The sequence below is a fragment of the Lysinibacillus sp. FSL R7-0073 genome (assembly GCF_038009065.1).
Classification (GTDB): domain Bacteria; phylum Bacillota; class Bacilli; order Bacillales_A; family Planococcaceae; genus Lysinibacillus; species Lysinibacillus fusiformis.
Genome location: NZ_JBBPAS010000001.1, coordinates 3,204,740 through 3,227,258, shown reverse-complemented (window position 1 = coordinate 3,227,258; position 22,519 = coordinate 3,204,740). Strand labels below are relative to the sequence as shown.

Here is a 22,519-nt window from a genome sequence, read left to right as displayed (position 1 = left end):
TGCAATATTTACTGAAACAATAAAAAGAATTTAGCTAATAAAAAGATAGGGACCCCTACAATTATTACGCCTGCCAAGAAATAACAAAATAGCATAAATACATCGAAAACCGCACCGGCTAAATCATCAATGAATTTTAACATTTCATTTCCCTCCAAACATAATAAGTATAGGCACTTACAAATTTCGAAAAGAGAAAAGCCTCAACGTCACTGTTGAAACTATTAAAACTTACATATTTTTAACGATCTCACTATTTAAAACTAAATCTGTATAAACAATACTAACATTCATCGAAAAGTATAACAAATATTTAGGACTGCTCACATCGATGGATGGTCAATGATTTTGAACTTCACTCATCATCATCAAAGATTTAATCTTGGCTAGCATCATCCAAATCATATTGTAAAGTCTTTTTTAAATAGTAATGTTTAAAATCTCTTCCTACTTGATCGAGGGTCCCATAAATTTCATAATCATGATTTTCATAAAATGTTAACGCTTGAAAGCTTAAGGTGTCAACCTTAATGAAATCGCACTTATTCTCTAAAGCAATTTCCTCAATGGCTGCTAACAATTTTGAACCATATCCTTGACCACGAAATTTTTCATCGACCATTAATGTGTGTATTTCTAACCAGTTCCAGCAAACCTCCCCTAATATGCCACCGAAAATTTGATTGTCTTGATCTGTTAGAAATAAATTAATTTCCTTATAGCGCCCTTGTAGGTCTTTTGGAAAGTGTTCTACATTATATTCATAAAGCATGTGATTAACATAGGATTTGTTTTTTGCATCTAATTGTTGTGTGATTTGTAAGGACATCTTTTACTCCTTTAGTTGAAATGGTAAATCGCGTTTCCAAATCATATGATGATTATTTGTTCCCCAAAAATGTTCAAGCACATAGTTTGGCTGTCCGAATTTTTTCTGCCAAACCAGTTGTGCTTGTTTATAGCCACTGTCTAAACAAAAGCTAGGGATGTTTTTCATTTCTAACGTTGTTAGCATTTTCTTCACAAGCCTCGTTCCAATCCCACAACCTTGGTAGTTTGGATGAACATAAACGGTCCCGATTTCTGGACAATTTGACAGGTCTTCCGTAATTGTTTTTTGAATGAATTCATTTGACTCACCATTCTCGATGGTGCCAATGATTTCTTTTGTTTCGGCATCCTCAGCCAGCCAGAAAAACCTTTTTTGGCCCTGACTTTCAAAGTCAGCAGCTAAGTATTGTTTTTTCGTTGTCCATTCCTGTTGTTGATCGTCCACCAGCTCGGCAAGACCTTCTTTAGCGAAAGTATCCTGAATGACATGTAAAAAGAATTTATGTAGTACAGGAGTATCTGCTGGCTCAGGGCGTCTAATGATTATTTTTCTCAAAAGAGATTTCTCCTTTTACTGTTTTTAATAGATCTGGTTTATGTTTTTAGTATGGTGACGGCTTAGATAAAAATCATAAGAATACAGACGAATGTACGAAATAATTATAGATGAGCACTTTAAAATTATAACATGTTCTCCTTTATTGAGTAATGATGGGGTATGATAAAATGCAAAGCAGTTAGGAGGAAACTACCTATGAATGAAGTATTTAAGGAAATAGATGATGTAATAGAGAACATGCGTAGTTTTATTTTAGAGATTCAAAAACAAGATCCTTCATTTTATGCCGTATATCCGATGGTTTTTCACCAGCCACTAGAAGATGATGGTAGTCGATTGATGGGCAGCCTTTGGCAATTACCGGATGAATATATCTACTTTTTGAAACATTATGTCGTGGAAGGAATTACATGGAATACAGGTGACTATATAAACCTACAAATATTCGGGGCTACGGATTTAGTGCGAGGACAGGAAGGTTACAATTATAATCCGGTCACAGAAGAAGTCATTTCAGATTGGCCACAACATTATGTAGTCATCGCTACCGATGAGGGAGATCCATATTGTATAGATTTATCGAGAGGGGATACGGCTATTTTCACTGCCTATCATGGTGCAGGTAGTTGGGATTTTGAAATGGCCTATGATAATCTCATAGCGTTTCTTCAGAGTGTTCTTGTACCATCTAATTTAGAGGAAGAGCAGCTGGAAGACCATTCTTACAATTACTATGAAATGTATATTACCGGCAATGGGAAGGATAAGCTTAAAACTTTATTACTGCTTAAAAAGAGATTGTCCTGTGATTATTCAACAGCCAAAAAATCTTTAGAGCAGACGCCGTTATTAATTTATAGAGGCGTCGAAGCGGGTGCAGTTCAATTAGAAAAAGAACTGCAACAGATTGGCGCAGATTATCAAAAAAAGAAAATAAGCTTAGCAGAGTTTTTAACATGAGAGATTTGACAAAGAGGAATTGAATTAATGAAGCATGAAAATACCACCAAATCAGCCATACCAGATGCGAAATGATTTGCAAGAGGATGTAGAATTTCTGATTATTTCTCAGCCAACTAGTAAAGGAGATCGAGAGCATTTGTAAGTTATCTAGATAAAACTTCATTCTTTTGCACGAAGTAAATGCCTTTCCTGCCTAGTATAGTAGGGTTAATTACACGCAAGGGGTGGATTTAAATGAAAATTACGAGGGTTAAACTAGTTGTTCATGATGTACAAAAGATGCAGCATTTTTATTGCGAGCAAATGGGATTTGTATTGGTAAAAGGTACAGAGGATTATTTTACAATAGCTGTTGGTGAGAGTGAGATGACCTTCGAAAAGGTTTCTTCTCATATCCAAAAACAATATCATTTTGCTTTAAACATTCCATGTAATTTATTTCAACAAGCAAAGGACTGGGCGAATGAACGAGTCGGCCTACTTTTTTCAGAAGGTCAGGATGAAGTTTATTTTCAATTTTTAAAGGCCTATTCATGTTATTTTTATGATCCAGAGGGAAATATAGTGGAGTTTATTTCTAGACAGGAAGTGAATCAAAAACTCCATACAACCACTTTTTCAATCGATCAAGTGTTACATGTTGGTGAAATTAATTTAACAACAGATGATATTTTAGCAGTAGCAAGAGAGTTAAATGAATATGGTATAAAGCCTATTAATAATAATAATATTCAACAAGAGTCCCTGAATTTTCTAGGCAACTATGAAGATGGAGCCAATATTTTAGTAGGACCTAGTGACCGTCCGTGGTATTTTTCTGATAAGATTGCGCAGGTCAGCCCTATATGTATAGAAATAAATGGTTCTCTCCAATTAATAATGGATGAAAAAGGTCATCTAACTGTACAATGATAGTACCTTAAAATGGATAGTAGAATAAATAATTAAAAAATGTATATTTATTCAAATGCTAAGAAGGGTATGTAATAAGTGAATCGAATCCAACGATGAAAGCGTATGAACAGTTATACAAGGCAATATGTAATAGTTGTTACAGTACATCTATTTATGATAGTGAGAGTCTAAATGGTTTGGGCGTATTATTTCTGATGGCATCTATCAAAGCTTTATTTGTGATGTGATGGTGCATCCGGATTTTCAGCGAAAAGGACGGGACAATGGTGATGGAGACCTTGTTAGAGCATTTTCAGCAGGAAAATATTATGTGGGTTCAATTATTTTGCGCTAAAGAGAAGTAATCATTTTATCAGAAGCTTGGGTTTAAGGAACGTGATGCAGATGCCCTTGGAATGATTCTGTTTAATAGTTAATCCATAAAGGAGCTAGAAAGAATAGTGAAAGTAAAATCTCTTAAAATATATGAATATGGAAATCCTAAAGAGGTAATAAGGGTTGAAAATAAAACCATAATACCTCCTACTCAACAGGAAATTCTTGTGCGTATGCTAGCAAGACCAATCAATCCTTCTGATCTTATACCCATATGGGGGAAATATGCTCATCGAATCACTTTACCAACAGTACCTGGCTATGAGGGCGTTGGGATTGTTGAGGCTGTCGGATCGCTTGTTTCGTCCAAGCTTCTTGGTCAGCGAGTGCTACCTCTACGGGGAGAGGGGACTTGGCAAGAAATGGTGAAAACCCAAGCAGAATTTGCTGTAGCTATCCCAACTGGCATGGATAATTTTACTGCAGCACAAATGTATATTAATCCCCTTACAGCTTTAGTAACTTGTACAGAGGTTCTAAAATTACGATCAAGTGATGTTTTAATAGTGAACGCTTGTGGCTCAGCTATCGGACATATTTATGCTCAATTTGCGAAATTATTAGGTTTCCAGCTAATTGCGGTTACAAGAAATGGTCAGCATACAGAGGTATTACAGCAACTTGGTGCCAACTATGTCATTGATACATCCTATATGCCCCTGTATGATACTGTGATGGCATTAACAAATGGAAGAGGTGCAGATGCTGCCATTGATTCCATAGGAGGAGATGCTGGCAATCAACTCGCATTTTGTGTGCAACCTGGTGGAAATTTTTTAGCCATTGGTCTTTTATCAGGAGTACAGGTGGATTGGGCAAACATTGTGAAGGAAACAAAGGTCCGGGCTAGGATGTTTCATTTACGACATTGGCAACATCAGTCAACAACAGAAAAATGGCAACAGTTTATGCAATATTTAATAAACCTCGTACATAATGGGTCATTAACAATGATGAACGGAAATACCTACTTTCCATTATTGGACATTCACAAGGCCATAGACACTGTTGAATCTAGCAATACTAATATAGGGAAGGTTTTTTTAACAATCTAATAAAAGGAGAACGCATTAACATCACTAGGCAAACATCCTGAATTTTAGACTAGATTGGAGAAGATTTATTGCGCGAGGAAATTGCTCAATAGGGGCTCTTTTCTTATCAGGGGAATTAAAGGGAATGCTCCATTATCAAGTGAAGTTATCTGATTAAAAGTCTTCAGGCTAGTTTTGTGGTATAATTTTTTGGAATATAAAGGCTTGAAGGAGTGAGGGTATTGTTAAAAACAGAGGTATTTGATCAATTAAAAACGGCAATGAAAGAAAAAGATATTTTGGCAAAGGGTGTATTATCTCTTTTAAAATCGGCTTTAGATATGGCTGAAAAAGAAAAGGGAGAGGCTTTAACTGCTGATGAAGAAATGGCCATTGTAAATCGAGAGGTCAAACAAACAAATCAGGCTTTAGAGGGTGCTCAAAAGGCTGAGCGATCAGATTTAATTGAGAAAGAAGAAGCCAAATTAGTACTCTTGAAATCATTCTTACCAAAGCAATTATCGGAAGAGGAGATTGCTGGAAAATTAGTAGCCGCTGGTGTTGAAAAAGGAATGAATATGGGAGAGGCTATGAAAATTGCTAAACCATTACTTTCTGGTCAAGCTGAGGGTGCAGTGATTTCAAAAGTTGTGAAAAGTATTATTGCTTAATCTTCTACCTTCTTGGTAGAAGATTTTTTTGTTCTACTAAAAAACCGCTACACCTTGTCAGGCATAGCGGTTATGTTTATTTATAATTTAAATTTCTGGATGATATGGCGAAGTTCCTGTGCCATCTCAGCTAAGTTATTTGAGGATGCAGTAATTTCTTCAATACTTGCAGATTGCTCCTCGGATGCTGCTGCTACGTTTTGAATATTGCCTGATGATTGTACAGCTACTACTCCCACTTGCTCAACAGAAACAGCAATACTGCTAACTCCTTCGTTGATATTGGACATAATGCTATTCACATGATCCATTTCCTTCGTCAGGTCTGTGATGTGGGCATAAATATCAGCAAATGCTTCACCTGAGGCATTGAAGGTTGTAGAGCTTTCAGCGAGATTGCTACTGCTAATCGCCATTGATTTTACGGCTTGGGCAGATTCCTCTTTAATCGTTTCAATACGTGTACGAATACTATTTGTTGCATCTAATGATTGGTCTGCTAGTTTACGTACTTCCTCTGCAACGACCGCAAAGCCCTTCCCATGTTCACCTGCACGAGCTGCCTCAATCGAAGCATTTAAAGCAAGTAAATTGGTTTGATCAGTAATCTGTGTAATTAATGTTACAATATCTCCAATTTCATTTGTGTACGTACTTAAGCGCTCCACAACAGTTGCAGATTCTTGAATAGCTTGAGATGTAACGGCCATTTTTTCAGTGGCATCTTTAATCGTAGTATTGCCTTTTTCTGAAATAGCTGACGCATTGAATGCCTTTTCAGTCACATCCGTAACGCTTGTTACAACCTCAGACATTTTGCCCGAGATGGATGTAATATGACTTTCGACTTCCTCAATCGAATAGGTTTGTTTTTCTGAGCCGGCTGCGACCTCTTGCATGGAAGAAGTAATTTGCTGAATGGAAGCACTTGTTTGCTCAGAGCTTGCTGTTAATTCCTCAGACATCGCTGCCACTTGCTCAGCATTTTGAGCAATTTGCTGAATCAATATACGTAGATCCTCTGTCATATTTTCAATGCCAGATGAAAGTTGAGCAATCTCATTAGAGCCCTTTATATAAAGCGGTTCAACTGCTAATTCGCCCTGCGCAACTTGTCCTACATATTGAGTCATTTTTTTGATTGGTCTCGTAATACCTACGCTAATGAAGTAAGCAACGATAATGCCTAAAATCACAAAAATAACCGTCATAATAATACAAATCCAAAGTGTTTCTGTTTGAAGTTTAGAGATAAAGGAAGCGTCCATATCTAAACCAAAAATAATATCTGTATCTTTAAATGGGATGAATATAGATTTATGGATACCATACTCATCTTTATAAATATCACTTGTTTGAATTGTTCCAGTGTTTATAGCTTCACGCATTTCTACACTAAATTCATAATCTTGTTGATGATTGTCCGTATCACTTAAAGCGACGATATGCTCTTTCCCATTTGCATTAGAAAGCACATAGGCATTTTCAATATCGTATTTTTTAATTGTTGCATTCAATTGATCTAATAATTTTTTATATTTATCAGGACTACCATTATCCGCAGCCTTTACATCATTTTTATCGATATTTTCAAATATAGTGCTCGATGTTATTTCTAATGTCGATTCAAATTGTTTAATAACAAAATTGTCGATAATACGATATGAAACTGCAAACAATACAATGCTAAATATCAACGAAATAATGGCTATCGGAATAGTAAAGCTAGCAATATATTTATAAAGTAATGAACTCTTAAATTTATTGACGATACGCAATTTGAGACGCCTCCAATACTTGAAGCTTTTTCTGTAAGAATTGAATCATATTAGGGATATGCTCAGTCTCCGTATAAGGTGAAATGGAGAAGAACTTTGCCGCAGCCACTGGTACAAGTTGTGTTGTATCATTTGTATGTACTGTGCAAACTCGAGTTGTATCACCAAAGAATACTTCGTCTCGACCTTCTCCGATAATCTCAAATAAAGAAGCATTGATGGCATTAATACGTTCAATTTGATCTTGTGAATAGTGACCAGCCTGTTCTGCTTGCCAGTTCAAGCCATCTGGGTATAAACGAAAGGCAGTGACTGGCCCAATATTCATTTCATTGACAACCTGTAAGCTTGGTATTTTTGTAGCTAATTGTGCACGGAATGCTAAATTCACACGTACATAATTGGCAAGTATTTGTTGATAGCCTTCCTTACCGAATGCTTGCAAAGCAGCCAAAATTGCAATAGAGCTACCCATACGGGAACATTCTAACGTGTAACCTGTATGATAGGAGCCGTAGCCACGATTACCAACATAAGGTGTATCAAAGTCCTCAATATCTAATAGCTGTAAGCTTTTACCGTCTTTAATTAAGAATAAGCTTGTTAAATAAGGTGTTTGTCCAAGCTTTTGGAAATCAAAGCAAAGGCTATCTGCAATTGCTAGATGCTGCATACGTTCATGGATTTGTGACAGTCCTTGTAATACATTCTCTTCGAATTGAAGTGGGTTTTTTTTGAAATCATAATCATTGAAAAATGCATAAAAACCACCTAATGCAGAGTCAGCATGAATATGTACTGGTTGTAGGTTGTACTTTTGCTCTAGGCTAGTTGTAACTTCTTTTACAGCCTTTACATCATCAATGCCAAATTGATCTGTTGCCCCTGTTGTTGCTACGACATAGACAGGAATACCACCTTTTTCGATGACCTCAGTCATGCGTGCACGTAAGTCTTCCACATCCATGGAGTGATCTTTGCCTGCTTTTACACGTACTAAATGTTTACTGCCAATTCCTACTGCTTCAATAGATTTTAAGAGGCTATAATGTGCATTTTCTGAAGCAAAACAATATAAATTATTAGGAATACCATCTTCTTTAGCGTGTGGGAATTGCTTTGCAATAGCCAGACGTAATCCGCTGAAAACAGCCCCTTGACCGCCCCATGTAGTATAGCCAAAGCTTTTCGTGTAATCATAGCCTACTAATTTAGACATCATGGCCACTACCTTTACCTCACACTCAGCAGCAGCAGGTCCATAAACATCCCATAAGTTATTGCCATTCAACAGAGCATTTGTAAACTGGCCTAATATGCCAGGAATGCTGGCCATTGGCAAAACATTTGTGACAAAGTTACGCGTATGATAAGGATGCCCTTGCATTAATTCTGTTAATTCTTCTACCACTTGATCGAGCCCAACACCAGTTGTTGGTACTTGATGGTCCTGCATTAGCTCTTGATAAAAATTAGCAGAGCGTTCTTTCATTGGACCTAGTGTCGTTTTATTTGGATCCTTTAACTTATCTAATGAAGAAACAATTTTCTCTAATAAGGATATAAAATTCTCTCTTTGTTGAATATTTCCATCTTCGCTCTGGAATAATTGTTGGATATTTTGCATCATCATCATCCTTTGTAGTTCATATTTCCTCTATTTTCAATTAAGTGAAAATAGGTCCTTATACTAAAAGTATAATAGCATATTTTAGCAGAGATGGTGATTATATTTTACTGAAAAAATATATATTAACATTTCTGAAAAATCTAACATTGAGAAATTTCGTTGTTTAACTTTGTAATAAGGGGATAAAGGCTGTGTAAATTTTGTGAAGGTACGATGGTAGGAGAGTAAATAATATAAAATACTATAATGTTAATATTATAGTGAATGAACATGATATTGCTGCTTCATGACTATTACTGACTAAGGAATCTGTCCTATAGTAGGCACAGATTCCTAAGTGTTTTTTTATTAATCATTTTTGATGGTTAAAAGTTCATCAATCGTTACAAATGTGTAACCTTCGTCCAACAATGTCTGTAAAATCTCCTCTATGGCCTGTAATTCATTCTCCATAGAATCATACATAGGATGCATTAAAATAATGGAACCTGGTCGAATGTTTTCCTTTACATACCTCACTTTTTCATCAGCCTGTGTGAAAAACGTATCAGGTTCTAAGTTCCATGTAATTGTCTCTCGCTGGTGTTTATATAAGTAATACGGAAATCCAATTAGTTTTTTGCCGTATGGAGGTCTTACTACGATTGATTTCGTATAGCCAATTTCGGCTATTAAGTCATCGTTTTTTTCGATTTCATGTTTGATAAAGGCAGGGCTTTTTAATACCATACGCTTGTGTGAATACGTATGATTACCAATTTGATGACCAGCCGCAGCAATTTTTCTCGCCTCCTCAGGATGTTCTTTGATATCCTTTCCGATTAAAAAAAACGTTGCTTTCACTTGAAAATCGTCTAGTAACGATAAAATCGCATCAGTATTTTTAGTTGGTCCATCATCAAATGTCAACGCAACAACTTTGTCATTTGTCTCAACATGAGAGGTTATGTTTCCAAATAATTGATAATTGCGGGCATTCATTAGTTTATAGGCTGAAAATATTAAAAGTATTACTACAATGACAATTCCACTATAGGCGAGCTTACGTTTCATTTATATTTCTCCTTCTAATATGAATTTGTGTAGCTGAAGTAATTGTTTTAAATGTATGTGATCACGTATTCTTTTTCAACGACATTTTTTTGTTTGAATAACAAAAAAGTAACCATACTATATCGGAGGTGATGACATGTATAAATTACTATCACATAACGATTTAGATGGTGTAGGTTGTGGGATTCTAGCCAAGCTAGCGTTTAACGATCAGGTGAAAATACGATATAACTCTGTTACAGCACTTGACCGCGAGATCGAGTTTTTTTTGGAAAATGAACAGTCCAAAACTTTTTTATTTATTACAGATCTTTCTCCGAATGAGGGGAACGAAAAAAGGATTGATGATTACTTTCAGGCTACTGGGAATGTGCAACTTTTAGACCATCATCAAACAGCCCTCCACCTCAATCAGTACGAGTGGGGTAAGGTTGTAATAGAAGATGAGCAAGGCCTTTTAACGTCTGCCACATCATTATTTTATCAATACCTTGTCATGCATGGACTATTAGAAAAAACAGATGTTCTTTCAGAGTTTGTTGAGTTAGTGAGACAGTATGATACATGGGAACGGGAAAAGAACGGAAATTATCAGGCTCAACGATTGAATGCACTCTTTTTTTTAGTGTCTATAGAAGAATTCGAAGAGAAAATGCTGGATCGTTTAAAAAGTCAGCCTCATTTCGACTTTGATGAATTCGAAAAGAAAATTTTAAGCATGGAAGAGGAGAAAATAGAACGTTATATTCGCCGAAAAAAACGTGAGCTTATTCAAACAAATTTAGGTGACTTCTATGGTGGGGTTGTTTATGCAGAATCTTATCATTCTGAGCTTGGCAATGAATTAGGAAAAGAAAACGTACATCTTGATTATATTGCCATGATTAACATGGGGAGTAAAAGAGTTTCCTTCCGTACGATACATGATCATATTAATGTGGCGTCCATTGCAGCCTTGTTTGGGGGAGGAGGGCATCAAAAAGCAGCTGGGTGCTCATTGACAGTGGAGGCATACAAGCAATTTGTGTTAGAAACATTCCACTTAGAGCCCATTCCTGAGGACGCAAAAAAAAATCGCTATAACCTTAAGGGCGCGACCTTTGGAACCTTCTATAAAAATCACGATGATGAATTATTTATGCTCTATTCAAATAATGAAATGGATTGGATCATTGAAATAAATAAAACTCCACTTGAGCAAACCTTTATGAGCTTTAAGGATGCCGAATGGTACGTAAAGCGATATTATCGGGCTTGGCTAGTAAGAGATGATTTATTCGTGGACTATTTAATGCAAGAAGTAAATAAGGTTCGTCATCTAAAATAAAGGGAGTGAATAATTCCTTTTATACATATTGATTTTGTTCAACCTTCTTTTCAGGTTATATAATGCCTCTTTACTAACTACAATAAATCATAACTATTTATAAAAAAGAGGTGTACTTGTTGTCCGATGATATCTTTCGAGTTGTAGATTTAAATAAGGAAAATCGAGGACGCAAAAAGTGGGGAATTGTTGTTGTATTCTTGTTAGTCTTAGTAATTAGTAGTTCCTCTTTGCTGTATTGGCTGTGGGATAGAGAAGTGGATTTTGAGGCTTATAAAACAGAGGTAGGGGAAACAGCTAACAATAGTCTAGGGCGTTTAACGTTAAATGAAGTGATTATGGATGATAATCAAATTTTACTGAATGCAACCTTCGAGCCAGCTAAAGAGTTTAAGCCAGACCATCAGGTGTTTTTCTTTCCTCAAATACTTGTTAACGGTAAAGATTATATGGTTCGTAATGGAGGTCAGTCTATTGCAAAATCTGCAAATGTTTATACCATTTACAATAGCATCAAAATGGATGATTTCCCGACAGATGAAATTTTAGAATTGGACATTCGGTATAAAGATTGGAATGTAGAAACACGCATTGAAAAGCCATGGGAATTTCAAGTAGAGGCGTCACAAGAGCAATTACAAGAAGATCGACATATTTTTTCAATCGAAAAAAAAGTCAAACATATTGATCAGCAAGAGTTAATGATTGATCGTGTAGTTTCCACCCCTATTTCAACTACCATTTATTTTCATACGGAGAAAAGTATCGTTAATGATGCTTTACACTTTAAAATTCAGTCTAAAGGTGGGCAATCATGGACTTTTGAAACACCCTATCCTTTAAATAAAGAAGGAACAAAGTGGGGAAGCCGTGTGGATGGACTATACTTATCTGAGAAAAATTATACGTTAGTTCCTGTCGATAAGGATGGGAGTAAACTTGATTCCACCATTAAAATAAAAAAAGATTAGCGATGAATGAAAATTTACAAACTCTTAATCTGAAAGAATCACCTTTCCATGTAAGATTAAAAAAAAGATATGGAAAGTAGTTGAGAGTTTGCGAACGCTATGGGAGATTTTTTATGTTTCATTAAAATTAGGGTGTACGTCATTTGGGGGACCAACAGCTCATTTAGGTTATTTTCAACAAGAATATGTGCAAAAGCGTAAATGGCTATCTGCCCAAGATTATAGTCAACTTGTCATATTGAGCCAATTTTTACCGGGACCTGCATCTAGTCAGGTGGGAATGGGGATTGGCTTATTAAGGGGTGGTTTATTAGGGAGTGTCCTTTCGTTCCTGGGCTTTACGCTACCCTCTGTGTTGTTATTGATGGTATTTGCCTATTTTTCCATGTATACAGAGTTAAAAATGGATTGGATTCATGGTTTAAAGTTAGTAGCTGTGGCAATTGTGGCACAAGCAATATTTGATATGAGTAGAAAATTACTATCTACAAAATTACATTGGTTGATCGCTATAATAGCGCTCATCATCGTGTTAGTATGGGTCCATCCGTTGGCACAAATAACAGCGATTTTACTAGCTGCTTGTGTTGGTTTTCAACAAATAAAAAAATGTAACGATGGCAAAGTGCCAATAGCAATTCATATGCCTATTTCTAAATCCACTGGTATTGCTTTATTAACCCTTTTCTTGATATTGCTCTTTGGTTTACCGATGATAAGTACTTTGTGGAATCATGAATGGGTAACGATGCTTGAGAAGTTTTATCTAGCAGGCGCACTGGTATTTGGTGGTGGCCATGTAGTCTTACCCTTATTGGAGGCACAGTTTGTTCAAAGTGGACAAATGAGTACTGCAGACTTTTTAGCAGGCTATGGTATGACACAGGCAGTACCAGGGCCATTATTTACATTTGCAGCTTATATCGGCATGGCTATTGCTGGTGTACCAGGTGCAATTATAGCTACTTTGGCAATTTTTCTGCCAGCATTTTTGTTAGTGATAGGAGCCCTCCCTTTTTGGTTCAGCCTAAGCCGTAATGCCCGACTAAAGGGGGCAATGGCAGGAGCCAATGCGGCAGTCGTCGGAATTTTGGTCGCTGCCTTTATCCATCCGATTGTGACACAAACTATTCAAAACGGATTAGATATTGTCTTTGTCGCTGTCTTTTTATGGTGTTTAATGCGCTGGAAGATGCCGCCTTACTTATTGGTGCTTTTAGGTATAGTGGTCGGTATTGTTTGTTATACATGAATTTAACTAGTAGGCTAGAGGAATTTCTTTGGCTTACTAGTTTTTAGTTTGTAGAAAAATAATTGGGGAAAAAATATGTGTAAACCCACTAGAGGGTTTCATAGCGTTCCTTCTATTGATTCGTTATAATGTAGAAATGGAAAAGACTTAACGAGAAAGAAGGGATTGCTATGGCACGAGGTGTTTACATTCATATTCCTTTCTGTCATCAAATCTGTAATTATTGTGATTTCAATAAATTTTATTTTAAAAATCAACCAGTGGATGAATATATAGAAGCACTTGGGAAAGAAATGGCGCTTGCAACGCAAAAAAATCCCGAAAGCTTTCGTCATATCGAAACAATTTTCTTAGGTGGAGGGACACCAACAGCATTATCGCCACAGCAATTGGACAAACTACTTACATTAATTCATACGTATATTCCAATGAATAGTGTGACAGAATTTACATCAGAGGCGAATCCAGATGAATTGTCTTCCGAGAAATTGCAAGTTTTGTTTGATGGCGGTGTCAATCGACTAAGTATGGGCGTGCAATCCTTCGATCAAGGATTGTTACAAAAAATCGGACGGACACATAGTAACGAGCATGTGTATGAAACAATTAACTTGGCTAAAAAAATCGGCTTCCAAAATATTAGTATTGATCTAATGTATGGATTGCCAGGTCAATCAATGGTCCAATGGAAGGACTCATTAGAAAAAGCATTGGCCCTTGATTTACCTCATTTCTCTGCTTATTCCCTTATTGTGGAGCCAAAAACGATTTTTTATAATCAGTACGCAAAAGGAAAGCTCCTTTTACCAACAGAGGATTTGGAAGCAGATATGTACGATGTTTTAATGCAGCAAATGGAATTACATGGTCTTCAACAATACGAAATTAGTAATTTTGCGAAGGCTGGTTATCACTCAGAACATAACAAGATCTACTGGGATAACGACGAATATGCTGGCTTTGGTGCTGGTGCCCATGGATATCTAGCAGGAATACGCTATTCCAATCATGGACCATTAAAAAAATATATGGAAACTGTTTTGGCAGGGGAGATCCCAATTGTCCATGAGCATGGAGTATCACAGGCTGAAAAAAGAGAAGAACAAATGTTTTTAGGACTGCGTAAAACTGAGGGAGTTAAGCACAAAATATATGAAGAGAAGTTGAAAACACCAATCGTAGCCCATTATGATTCTGTTCTGAAAGAGCTAGTATCAAAAGGACTTTTAGAACATGATGATGTGGGTGTTCGCCTTACAAGAAAAGGGCGTTTTGTGGGTAATGAGGTGTTTCAACAATTTTTGCTAGAAGAATGAGCGATATCGTTGACATAAATTGTGGGATTTGATAATTTAATAATAGTATTAGCACTCCTCTTAGTTGAGTGCTAACAGAGGTGATAATCATGCTAACAAATCGGCAGTTACAGATTTTGCAAGTAATTATAGATGACTTTATTTTATCTGCACAGCCGGTAGGTTCTCGCCAAATCTCCAAAAAACAAGGGATTACATTTAGTCCAGCCACAATTCGAAATGAAATGGCGGATTTAGAGGAATTAGGCTATTTAGAAAAAACGCATACTTCCTCTGGTCGAGTGCCTTCGGAAAAGGGTTACAGATTTTATGTAGATCATTTGTTGAGTCCTCAAGGCATTAACTCGAGAGACATTCAACAGATTCAATCGATTTTCAATGATCGACTTGTAGAAGTAGAGCATATTATCCGAAAGTCAGCCAATATTCTATCAGAGCTGACATCTTATACTTCCATACTATTAGGACCTGATGTTCAAAGACATCGTGTCAAAAGATTTTCCATTGTACCACTGTCTAGTGATACAGCAGTAGCGATTATCGTGACAAATAATGGACATGTTGAAAATCGCTTATTTAATTTACCACCTGATTTTACCGCTTCGGATTTAGAAAAAATGGTTAATATCTTGAATGATCGCTTAATAGGTGTGTCATTAGAAGAGCTCCATAAAAGCCTTGAAGCTGAAGTGTTGGCAGTTTTACAGCAACATGTTCGATCAGCGGATGATTTTATTCATGCACTCGTAACAGCGACAATGCAAAATACAGAAAGTAAGATTTTCTATGGTGGTAAAACGAATATGTTTAATCAACCTGAGTTTCATGATTTAAATAAAGTCCGTATGATATTGGACTTAATGGAAACGACCAGCCAAGTGCAGTCATTATTCCATCCAAATGAATCAGGAATTCATATTCGAATAGGCTCTGAAAATAAACAGCTAGAAATGGAAAATTGCAGTGTCATTACCACTACTTATTCTATAGGTGATGATCAACAGGGAGCCATTGCTATTATTGGCCCAACACGCATGGATTATAAGCGTGTGGTGGCATTATTAGACGTAATACGCTTGGACTTAACACAAGCATTTACGAAGAATCGTAGTGAGTGATAATGAGGAGGATTCAAGTGACGGAAACAACTGAAAACAAAGATTTAGTACAAGAGGATGTACAAGCTGAAACGACAGCAGAAGAAGTAGAGGGCACAGAGGTTCAAGAAGAAGTTGAATTATCAGTGGAAGAACAATATGAGGCGAAACTTGCTGAATTACAAGCAAAGCTAGATGACGAGGAAAACCGACACCTACGCCTACGTGCAGATTTCGATAATATGCGTCGTCGTCAACAACTAGATCGTGAGGCTGCTGAAAAGTACCGAGCGCAAAGCTTATTATCTGATTTATTGCCAGTCCTTGATAATTTTGAGCGTGCATTACAGGTGGAGACATCTTCTGAAGAGACTGCATCTATTATTAAAGGGATTGAAATGGTGTATCGCTCATTGCTAGAAGCAACAGAAAAAGAAGGCCTGCAAGTGATTAAAGCAGAAGGTGAGCAATTTGATCCAAATATCCACCAAGCTGTAATGCAGGAACAGGATAGTGAAAAAGAAACGGGTGTAGTCTTACGCGAGCTACAAAAAGGATATATCTTAAAAGATCGTGTTTTACGCCCAACAATGGTATCTGTGAACGAATAGTCTTAGCACTATTTAGTCAATTAAAATTAGTGAAAAAACGCATCCTTTGCGTCGAATTAATAGGAGGAAATTTTAATGAGCAAAATTATTGGTATTGACTTAGGAACAACAAACTCTTGCGTTTCTGTACTTGAAGGTGGCGAACCAAAAGTAATTCCAAATCCAGAAGGTAATCGTACAACACCATCTGTTGTTGCATTTAAAAATGGCGAACGCCAAGTTGGTGAAGTAGCAAAACGTCAATCAGTAACAAACCCAAACACAATCATCTCTATTAAATCAAAAATGGGTACAGCTGAAAAAGTAACGGTGGAAGACAATGATTACACTCCACAAGAAGTATCTGCTATGATTCTTCAATACTTAAAAGGTTATGCAGAAGATTACCTAGGTGAAAAAGTTACGAAAGCAGTAATTACAGTTCCTGCTTACTTTAATGATGCACAACGCCAAGCAACAAAAGATGCTGGTAAAATCGCTGGTCTTGAAGTTGAGCGTATCATCAATGAACCGACAGCTGCAGCATTAGCTTATGGCTTAGATAAACAAGATCAAGATCAAAAAGTTTTAGTATTTGACCTTGGTGGTGGTACATTTGACGTATCGATCCTTGAGTTAGGTGATGGTGTCTTTGAAGTATTAGCAACAGCTGGTGATAACAAACTAGGTGGGGATGACTTCGATGACGCAATCATCGAATATCTAGTGGCTGAATTCAAAAAAGAAAATGGCATTGATTTATCAAAAGATAAAATGGCAATGCAACGTTTAAAAGATGCTGCTGAAAAAGCGAAAAAAGACTTATCTGGTGTAACATCAACACAAATCTCTTTACCATTCATTACAGCTGGTGAAGCAGGTCCATTACACTTAGAAATTTCTTTAACACGTGCGAAATTCGATGAAATTACATTGCCATTAGTAAATCGTACAGTAGGCCCAGTACGCCAAGCATTATCTGATGCAGGTCTTTCAACTTCTGAACTTGACCAAGTTATTCTAGTTGGTGGTTCTACTCGTATTCCTGCTGTACAAGAAGCAGTACGTAAAGAAACTAACAAAGAACCTCACCGTGGTGTAAACCCAGACGAAGTTGTAGCAATGGGTGCTGCAGTTCAAGGTGGCGTTTTAACAGGTGATGTGAAAGACGTTGTATTACTTGACGTAACACCACTTTCACTTGGTATCGAAACAATGGGTGGCGTGTTCACGAAATTAATTGACCGTAACACTACAATCCCAACATCTAAATCACAAGTATTCTCTACAGCAGCTGACAACCAACCAGCAGTAGATATTCACGTATTACAAGGTGAACGCTCAATGGCTGCAGACAACAAAACATTAGGTCGCTTCCAATTAGCAGATATTCCACCAGCACCACGTGGTGTACCTCAAATCGAAGTAACTTTCGATATTGATAAAAATGGTATCGTATCGGTAAAAGCGAAAGACCTTGGTACTAATAAAGAGCAAACAATTGTTATCCAATCTGATTCAGGTTTATCAGAGGCAGAAATTGAACGCATGGTAAAAGACGCAGAGGCTAATGCTGACGCAGATGCTAAACGTAAAGAAGAGGCAGATCTTCGCAACGAAGCTGACCAATTAGTATTCCAAGTGGATAAAACAATTACTGATCTAGGTGAGCAAATTACAGAAGATGAGAAAAAATCTGTAGAAGATGCTCGTGATGAATTGAAAAAAGCACTTGAAGCTGGCGAATTAGAAGGAATTAAAGCAGCTAAAGAAAAATTAGAAGGTGTTTTACAGCCATTAGTTATGAAAGTTTATGAACAAGCGGCAGCAGCTGCTCAAGCAGCACAAGGCGGAGAAGCAGACGCTGGTGCTGGTAAAAAAGATGATGGTGTTGTAGACGCTGATTTCGAAGAAGTAAAAGACGATAAATAAGAATTAAAAGCACAGTAAAGTGAAAAAGCCAAAGACCGCTTGCGGCTTTGGCTTTTGTCATGAAGTAAGGTTATCGAACTAGTAAAGGTACCAATTAAGGAATACTTGCATACGTTAACACTGCTAGGAAGTAAAAACCTCAAATTTATAGAGCGATTACTCGAAAAAATAAGGCAGTTTTATCGACTGCATGTTACAATAGATTTTATGCAAACAGAGCGGAGTGTGAATCATGGAAAAACGCGATTATTACGAGGTGCTTGGCCTAACAAAATCGGCAACAAAAGACGAAATCAAAAAAGCATACCGTAAACTATCAAAGCAATATCACCCTGACCTTAATAAAGAGCCGGGTGCAGATGAAAAATTCAAAGAAATCGCTGAAGCATATGAAGTATTAAGTGATGATCAGAAAAAATCACGCTACGACCAATTTGGTCATGAGGACCCAAATGCTGGCTTTGGTGGTGGCTTTGGAGGCGGCGGCTTTGGTGGCTTCGAGGATATTTTCAGTTCATTCTTTGGCGGTGGTGGACGTCGTCAGGACCCAAATGCGCCACGCAAAGGTGACGACCTGCAATATCGCATGAATATTAAATTTGAAGAAGCTATTTTTGGGAAAGAAACAGAAATTGAAATTCCTAAAGATGAAACTTGTGAAACTTGTCATGGCTCAGGAGCAAAGCCTGGTACGCAGCCTGAAACATGTTCGACATGTAATGGTGCTGGCCAAATCAACCAAGCAGTGGATACACCATTTGGTCGTATGATGAACCGTCGTTCTTGTACAACTTGTCATGGAACAGGGAAGATCATTAAAGAAAAATGTTCAACTTGTCGTGGAGAAGGAAAAGTTCAAAAACGCAAGAAAATTAAAGTGTCAATTCCGGCTGGTGTCGATGATGGTCAACAAATTCGAGTATCTGGTCAAGGTGAGCCAGGTATAAACGGTGGTCCAGCAGGGGATTTATATATTATGTTCCGTGTTCAAGGTCATAATGATTTCGAACGTGATGGGGATGATATTTATTTCGAGTTGAAATTGACATTCCCACAAGCAGCACTTGGAGATGAAATTGAAGTACCAACTGTTCACGGCAAAGTAAAACTACGCATTCCAGCTGGAACACAGTCAGGTGCTCAATTCCGTTTAAAAGATAAAGGTGTAAAAAATGTTCATGGCTATGGCATGGGGAACCAGTATGTAACCGTGAAGGTGATGACCCCAGAGAAATTAACGGAAAAACAAAAGCAATTATTACGAGAATTTGCAGAAATTAGTGGCGATATCCCTGAAGAACAAGGAAGTTCATTATTCGATAAAATTAAGAAAAAATTCCAAGGTGAATAATTAGAGGAGCTGAAGAGCTACGTGAAGTGGTCAGAATTATCCATTCATACAAAAAATGAAGCGGTAGAAGCAATTTCGAATATTTTGCATGAAGCAGGAGCAAGTGGTGTTGTTATTGAAGATTCTGCAGAATTTGCGAAGCCACGTGAAGATCAATTTGGTGAAATTTATGCGCTAAATGAAGAGGATTTCCCGAAGGATGGCGTCATTGTTAAAGCCTATTTATCGGAGTCTAGTTTCTTAAATGAAACGGTCGAGGAAATTAAAGCAGCCATTACAAATCTAACGAACTTTAACATTGATATTGGTGAAAATGTAGTATCCATTGTTGAGGTCAATGAGGAAGATTGGGCAACCGCGTGGAAGCAATACTACCATCCTGTCAAAATTTCTGAACGCTTTACCATTGTCCCTACATGGGAGCAATATACACCTGTCTCAACGGATGAATTAATTATTGAATTAGATCCAGGTATGGCATTTGGTACAGGAACACATCCAACTACAGTGATGTGTCTACAAGGCCTCGAAAAGGTCATCAAAGAAGGCGATACGGTTGTTGATATTGGGACAGGGTCAGGCGTATTGTCTATCGGAGCGGCACTACTTGGGGCTAAAAATGTGCATGCCCTTGATTTAGATGAGGTAGCAGTTCGCTCAGCGCAAGAAAATGTTGCCTTAAATAAAGTCGAGGACAAAGTAGCTGTTTTCCACGGTAACCTATTAGATACTGTTAAAGAACCCGCAGATGTAGTTGTCGCAAATATTTTGGCAGAAATTATTATGTCCTTCACTGACGATGCATTTACAATTGTGAAACCAGGTGGATTATATGTCACTTCAGGCATTATCGGTGCCAAACGCGATGATGTTAAAGTAGCTCTGGAAGCTTCAGGCTTTATAATTGAAGAAGTATTATTAATGGAAGATTGGGTAGCAATCATTGCCCGTCGACCACTATAACCTGACGAAGGAAGCGCCAAATCGTAGGCCATATGCTGGCGATTTGGCGCTTTCATTTCTTGCTAGAAAGGACTGTGGAGCATGCAACGTTATTTTATTGAGACAGCCATAGAAAGTGCACGTATTAGTGGAGAAGATGCACGGCATATTGAACGAGTGATGCGCATGAAACAAGGCGATCAAATCGTTGTTGTGGCACAAAATATTGCTCATATTTGTACGATTATAGGATTTGAAGGTGATGAGGTAGTGATTGAAGCTACTGGCGAAACTATTCCTTCATCGGAGCTACCTATTCAAATAACAGTAGCTTGTGGCTTACCAAAGGGCGATAAGCTAGAGCTGATTACACAAAAAGCGACAGAGCTTGGCATGTTTGCCTTACTGCCATTTGAAGCTGAACGCTCTATTGTGAAATGGGACAAGAAAAAAGGGGCTAAAAAGCAAGAAAGATTGCAAAAAATTGCAAAAGAGGCGGCGGAACAAGCCCATCGTACACATATTCCAGCAGTGTATGAACCTGTTACATTTAAACAATTGTTACAAGATATAGACCAATTTGATGCCGTTTTTATCGCTGACGAAGAGGATGCAAAAGCTGAGAAACGCACAAGATTTGCGGACAAGCTTAGACTTGTGAATAATCAAAAATCAACATCAATGCTTATTATATTTGGCCCAGAGGGTGGCATTTCTCGTAAAGAGTCTGAGGCCTTGTTACAAGCAGGTGCTCAAACCATGTCGTTGGGACCAAGAATTTTACGTGCAGAAACAGCGCCACTGTATGCGTTGTCTGCCATCTCATATGAATTTGAATAAATGCTGTGCTGTTATGTACAATCTTTTAAGATGAGTAAGGCCACCTAAGATTAATTAGGTGGTTTTTTCATGCTCTCTTTTCTATGGTAAAAGGATTCAGTCTTATTTATTCGAAGATTCAGGCTCAAAAATTCCAAATAAAATATGTAAGAGAACAAGTTCAATGTCCATATATAGTTTTTATTGCTACATATTCTAGCGATAGAGAGCTCACTAAAACTATAAATTGAAAAGGGGTAATTTTTTTGAGTGAACAATTTGATAGTCAAATTCAACCTTGTCCAGTAACATCAACGGAACAAATTCCATTAACAAATGATTTTACGCCACTAGTTACTACACCAGTTACGGCGCCAACTATTAAAATACCAGTTGCACTGGCAGAACCAACATTACAAATCGTTGTAGAGTCGGATATTACGTTAAGTCCTGCAGCAACAGAAATCAAAAGAGTGAAAAAGCATGTCTTCCTAAATCAAGTGAAACTGGTACCAGTTCGCTTTGCACGAATTGCTGGTACTGACTACTTTAGAGTAACAAGAGCTAAATTATTTGTTGCAGGACATATTCGTAAAAATATCGAATATGCTTCATCCGCATGTAATGGGGCACTTCAGGATAGAATAGCTGACGTTCCATTTTCAGGCTTCACGGAACTATTTTTCCCACAAACGATAGGAGGCCCTACACCAATTTTAGGAATTTCTGAGTTTGCGGAAGCGAACTTCCTTAATGAAGTTACTCAAATGGATGCTCGCCTAGATAAGGCATTCTTCCAAAATCTCGTTAAATACAATGAGCAACCATATGGTGAATTAGTAGCAGCAAACTTCTTTGAACTTGATTTTTCACCAAGGATGGCAACACCTGAAGGGACATTTAGCACATTACGTGAAAAAATAGTATTAGAGCTTACAGTAAAAGTATTGCAAGTTCAACAAATCCGTTTGGGCGCTGGCAGTAGTGTAGTAACGCCTGTTCTTCCAGGGCTTACTCCACCAGCCACTCCTGTAGTTATTACGCCTCCACCTACTGAATCTTGTTAACCTTGTATATTTAGAGGAACAAAGATGGTAATAAGAAGGCTCTGAT

The 22,519-nt window shown here is 37.4% G+C and carries 21 protein-coding genes; 15 read left to right on the top strand and 6 right to left on the bottom strand.

Annotated elements, in window-relative coordinates; genetic code table 11:
- Window positions 1–8: 8 nt before the first annotated feature.
- The 3 genes from MKY88_RS16050 to MKY88_RS16040 all read right to left on the bottom strand — a co-directional run bounded on the left by MKY88_RS16050 (window position 9) and on the right by MKY88_RS16040 (window position 1,387).
- The gene (locus MKY88_RS16050; protein ID WP_258268898.1) at window positions 9–143 is read right to left on the bottom strand and encodes a hypothetical protein; all 135 of its coding nucleotides are present in this window, start codon (window positions 141–143) and stop codon (window positions 9–11) included.
- A gap of 233 nt (window positions 144–376) precedes the next feature.
- Window positions 377–829 (bottom strand): GNAT family N-acetyltransferase, encoded by a 453-nt coding sequence (locus MKY88_RS16045; RefSeq protein WP_193832620.1) that lies wholly within the window; start codon window positions 827–829, stop codon window positions 377–379.
- 3 nt (window positions 830–832) lie between these two features.
- A complete protein-coding gene (locus tag MKY88_RS16040) occupies window positions 833–1,387 on the bottom strand; it encodes a GNAT family N-acetyltransferase (RefSeq protein ID WP_340814134.1) in 555 nt (184 codons plus the stop codon).
- 198 nt (window positions 1,388–1,585) lie between these two features.
- On the opposite strand from MKY88_RS16040, the gene MKY88_RS16035 reads away from it, so the two are divergent.
- The 4 genes from MKY88_RS16035 to MKY88_RS16020 all read left to right on the top strand — a co-directional run bounded on the left by MKY88_RS16035 (window position 1,586) and on the right by MKY88_RS16020 (window position 5,348).
- Window positions 1,586–2,350 carry an SMI1/KNR4 family protein gene (locus MKY88_RS16035; RefSeq protein WP_340814132.1) on the top strand — a complete coding sequence of 255 codons (765 nt, stop codon included), beginning with the start codon at window positions 1,586–1,588 and terminating at the stop codon, window positions 2,348–2,350.
- Between the two features lie 237 nt (window positions 2,351–2,587).
- Window positions 2,588–3,265 (top strand): VOC family protein, encoded by a 678-nt coding sequence (locus MKY88_RS16030; protein ID WP_340814131.1) that lies wholly within the window; start codon window positions 2,588–2,590, stop codon window positions 3,263–3,265.
- Between the two features lie 443 nt (window positions 3,266–3,708).
- Window positions 3,709–4,698 (top strand): zinc-dependent alcohol dehydrogenase family protein, encoded by a 990-nt coding sequence (locus tag MKY88_RS16025; RefSeq protein WP_328200141.1) that lies wholly within the window; start codon window positions 3,709–3,711, stop codon window positions 4,696–4,698.
- 221 nt (window positions 4,699–4,919) lie between these two features.
- Complete coding sequence (locus MKY88_RS16020) at window positions 4,920–5,348, top strand: GatB/YqeY domain-containing protein (RefSeq protein ID WP_069482045.1); 429 nt, start codon at window positions 4,920–4,922, stop codon at window positions 5,346–5,348.
- Between the two features lie 80 nt (window positions 5,349–5,428).
- Here the strand turns inward: MKY88_RS16020 and MKY88_RS16015 are convergent, their stop codons facing one another.
- From MKY88_RS16015 to MKY88_RS16005, 3 genes are all read right to left on the bottom strand, one after another.
- A complete protein-coding gene (locus MKY88_RS16015) occupies window positions 5,429–7,126 on the bottom strand; it encodes a methyl-accepting chemotaxis protein (protein ID WP_340814130.1) in 1,698 nt (565 codons plus the stop codon).
- Window positions 7,110–8,753 carry a pyridoxal phosphate-dependent decarboxylase family protein gene (locus MKY88_RS16010; protein WP_328200147.1) on the bottom strand — a complete coding sequence of 548 codons (1,644 nt, stop codon included), beginning with the start codon at window positions 8,751–8,753 and terminating at the stop codon, window positions 7,110–7,112. Before MKY88_RS16010 ends, MKY88_RS16015 begins: the two co-directional genes overlap by 17 nt.
- A gap of 351 nt (window positions 8,754–9,104) precedes the next feature.
- Window positions 9,105–9,809 (bottom strand): polysaccharide deacetylase family protein, encoded by a 705-nt coding sequence (locus tag MKY88_RS16005; protein WP_328200149.1) that lies wholly within the window; start codon window positions 9,807–9,809, stop codon window positions 9,105–9,107.
- Between the two features lie 136 nt (window positions 9,810–9,945).
- Between MKY88_RS16005 and MKY88_RS16000 the strand changes: the two genes are divergently transcribed.
- The 11 genes from MKY88_RS16000 to MKY88_RS15950 all read left to right on the top strand — a co-directional run bounded on the left by MKY88_RS16000 (window position 9,946) and on the right by MKY88_RS15950 (window position 22,473).
- Complete coding sequence (locus tag MKY88_RS16000) at window positions 9,946–11,136, top strand: DHH family phosphoesterase (protein ID WP_340814129.1); 1,191 nt, start codon at window positions 9,946–9,948, stop codon at window positions 11,134–11,136.
- 110 nt (window positions 11,137–11,246) lie between these two features.
- The gene (locus MKY88_RS15995; RefSeq protein WP_328200152.1) at window positions 11,247–12,107 is read left to right on the top strand and encodes a DUF4179 domain-containing protein; all 861 of its coding nucleotides are present in this window, start codon (window positions 11,247–11,249) and stop codon (window positions 12,105–12,107) included.
- A gap of 88 nt (window positions 12,108–12,195) precedes the next feature.
- The gene (gene chrA / locus MKY88_RS15990) at window positions 12,196–13,359 is read left to right on the top strand and encodes a chromate efflux transporter (protein WP_340814126.1); all 1,164 of its coding nucleotides are present in this window, start codon (window positions 12,196–12,198) and stop codon (window positions 13,357–13,359) included.
- A gap of 170 nt (window positions 13,360–13,529) precedes the next feature.
- Window positions 13,530–14,675 carry a radical SAM family heme chaperone HemW gene (gene hemW / locus MKY88_RS15985; protein ID WP_340814125.1) on the top strand — a complete coding sequence of 382 codons (1,146 nt, stop codon included), beginning with the start codon at window positions 13,530–13,532 and terminating at the stop codon, window positions 14,673–14,675.
- 89 nt (window positions 14,676–14,764) lie between these two features.
- Window positions 14,765–15,793, top strand: coding sequence for a heat-inducible transcriptional repressor HrcA (hrcA, locus tag MKY88_RS15980; RefSeq protein WP_069482037.1), 1,029 nt, complete (start codon window positions 14,765–14,767; stop codon window positions 15,791–15,793).
- Window positions 15,794–15,810: 17 nt separating this feature from the next.
- Window positions 15,811–16,383 (top strand): nucleotide exchange factor GrpE, encoded by a 573-nt coding sequence (gene grpE / locus MKY88_RS15975; RefSeq protein WP_193832607.1) that lies wholly within the window; start codon window positions 15,811–15,813, stop codon window positions 16,381–16,383.
- A gap of 75 nt (window positions 16,384–16,458) precedes the next feature.
- Complete coding sequence (gene dnaK / locus MKY88_RS15970; protein WP_069482035.1) at window positions 16,459–18,294, top strand: molecular chaperone DnaK; 1,836 nt, start codon at window positions 16,459–16,461, stop codon at window positions 18,292–18,294.
- A 232-nt stretch (window positions 18,295–18,526) separates the two neighbouring features.
- Complete coding sequence (gene dnaJ, locus MKY88_RS15965) at window positions 18,527–19,645, top strand: molecular chaperone DnaJ (protein WP_340814123.1); 1,119 nt, start codon at window positions 18,527–18,529, stop codon at window positions 19,643–19,645.
- Window positions 19,646–19,666: 21 nt separating this feature from the next.
- Window positions 19,667–20,608, top strand: a complete 942-nt coding sequence (prmA, locus tag MKY88_RS15960; protein ID WP_008179480.1) for a 50S ribosomal protein L11 methyltransferase — start codon at window positions 19,667–19,669, stop codon at window positions 20,606–20,608.
- An 81-nt stretch (window positions 20,609–20,689) separates the two neighbouring features.
- Entirely contained in the window at window positions 20,690–21,427 is a 738-nt protein-coding gene (locus MKY88_RS15955; protein ID WP_258268910.1) for a 16S rRNA (uracil(1498)-N(3))-methyltransferase, read from the top strand.
- 245 nt (window positions 21,428–21,672) lie between these two features.
- On the top strand, window positions 21,673–22,473 hold the full coding sequence (locus MKY88_RS15950) for a CsxC family protein (RefSeq protein WP_340814122.1): 801 nt from the start codon (window positions 21,673–21,675) through the stop codon (window positions 22,471–22,473).
- The last annotated feature ends 46 nt before the right edge of the window (window positions 22,474–22,519 follow it).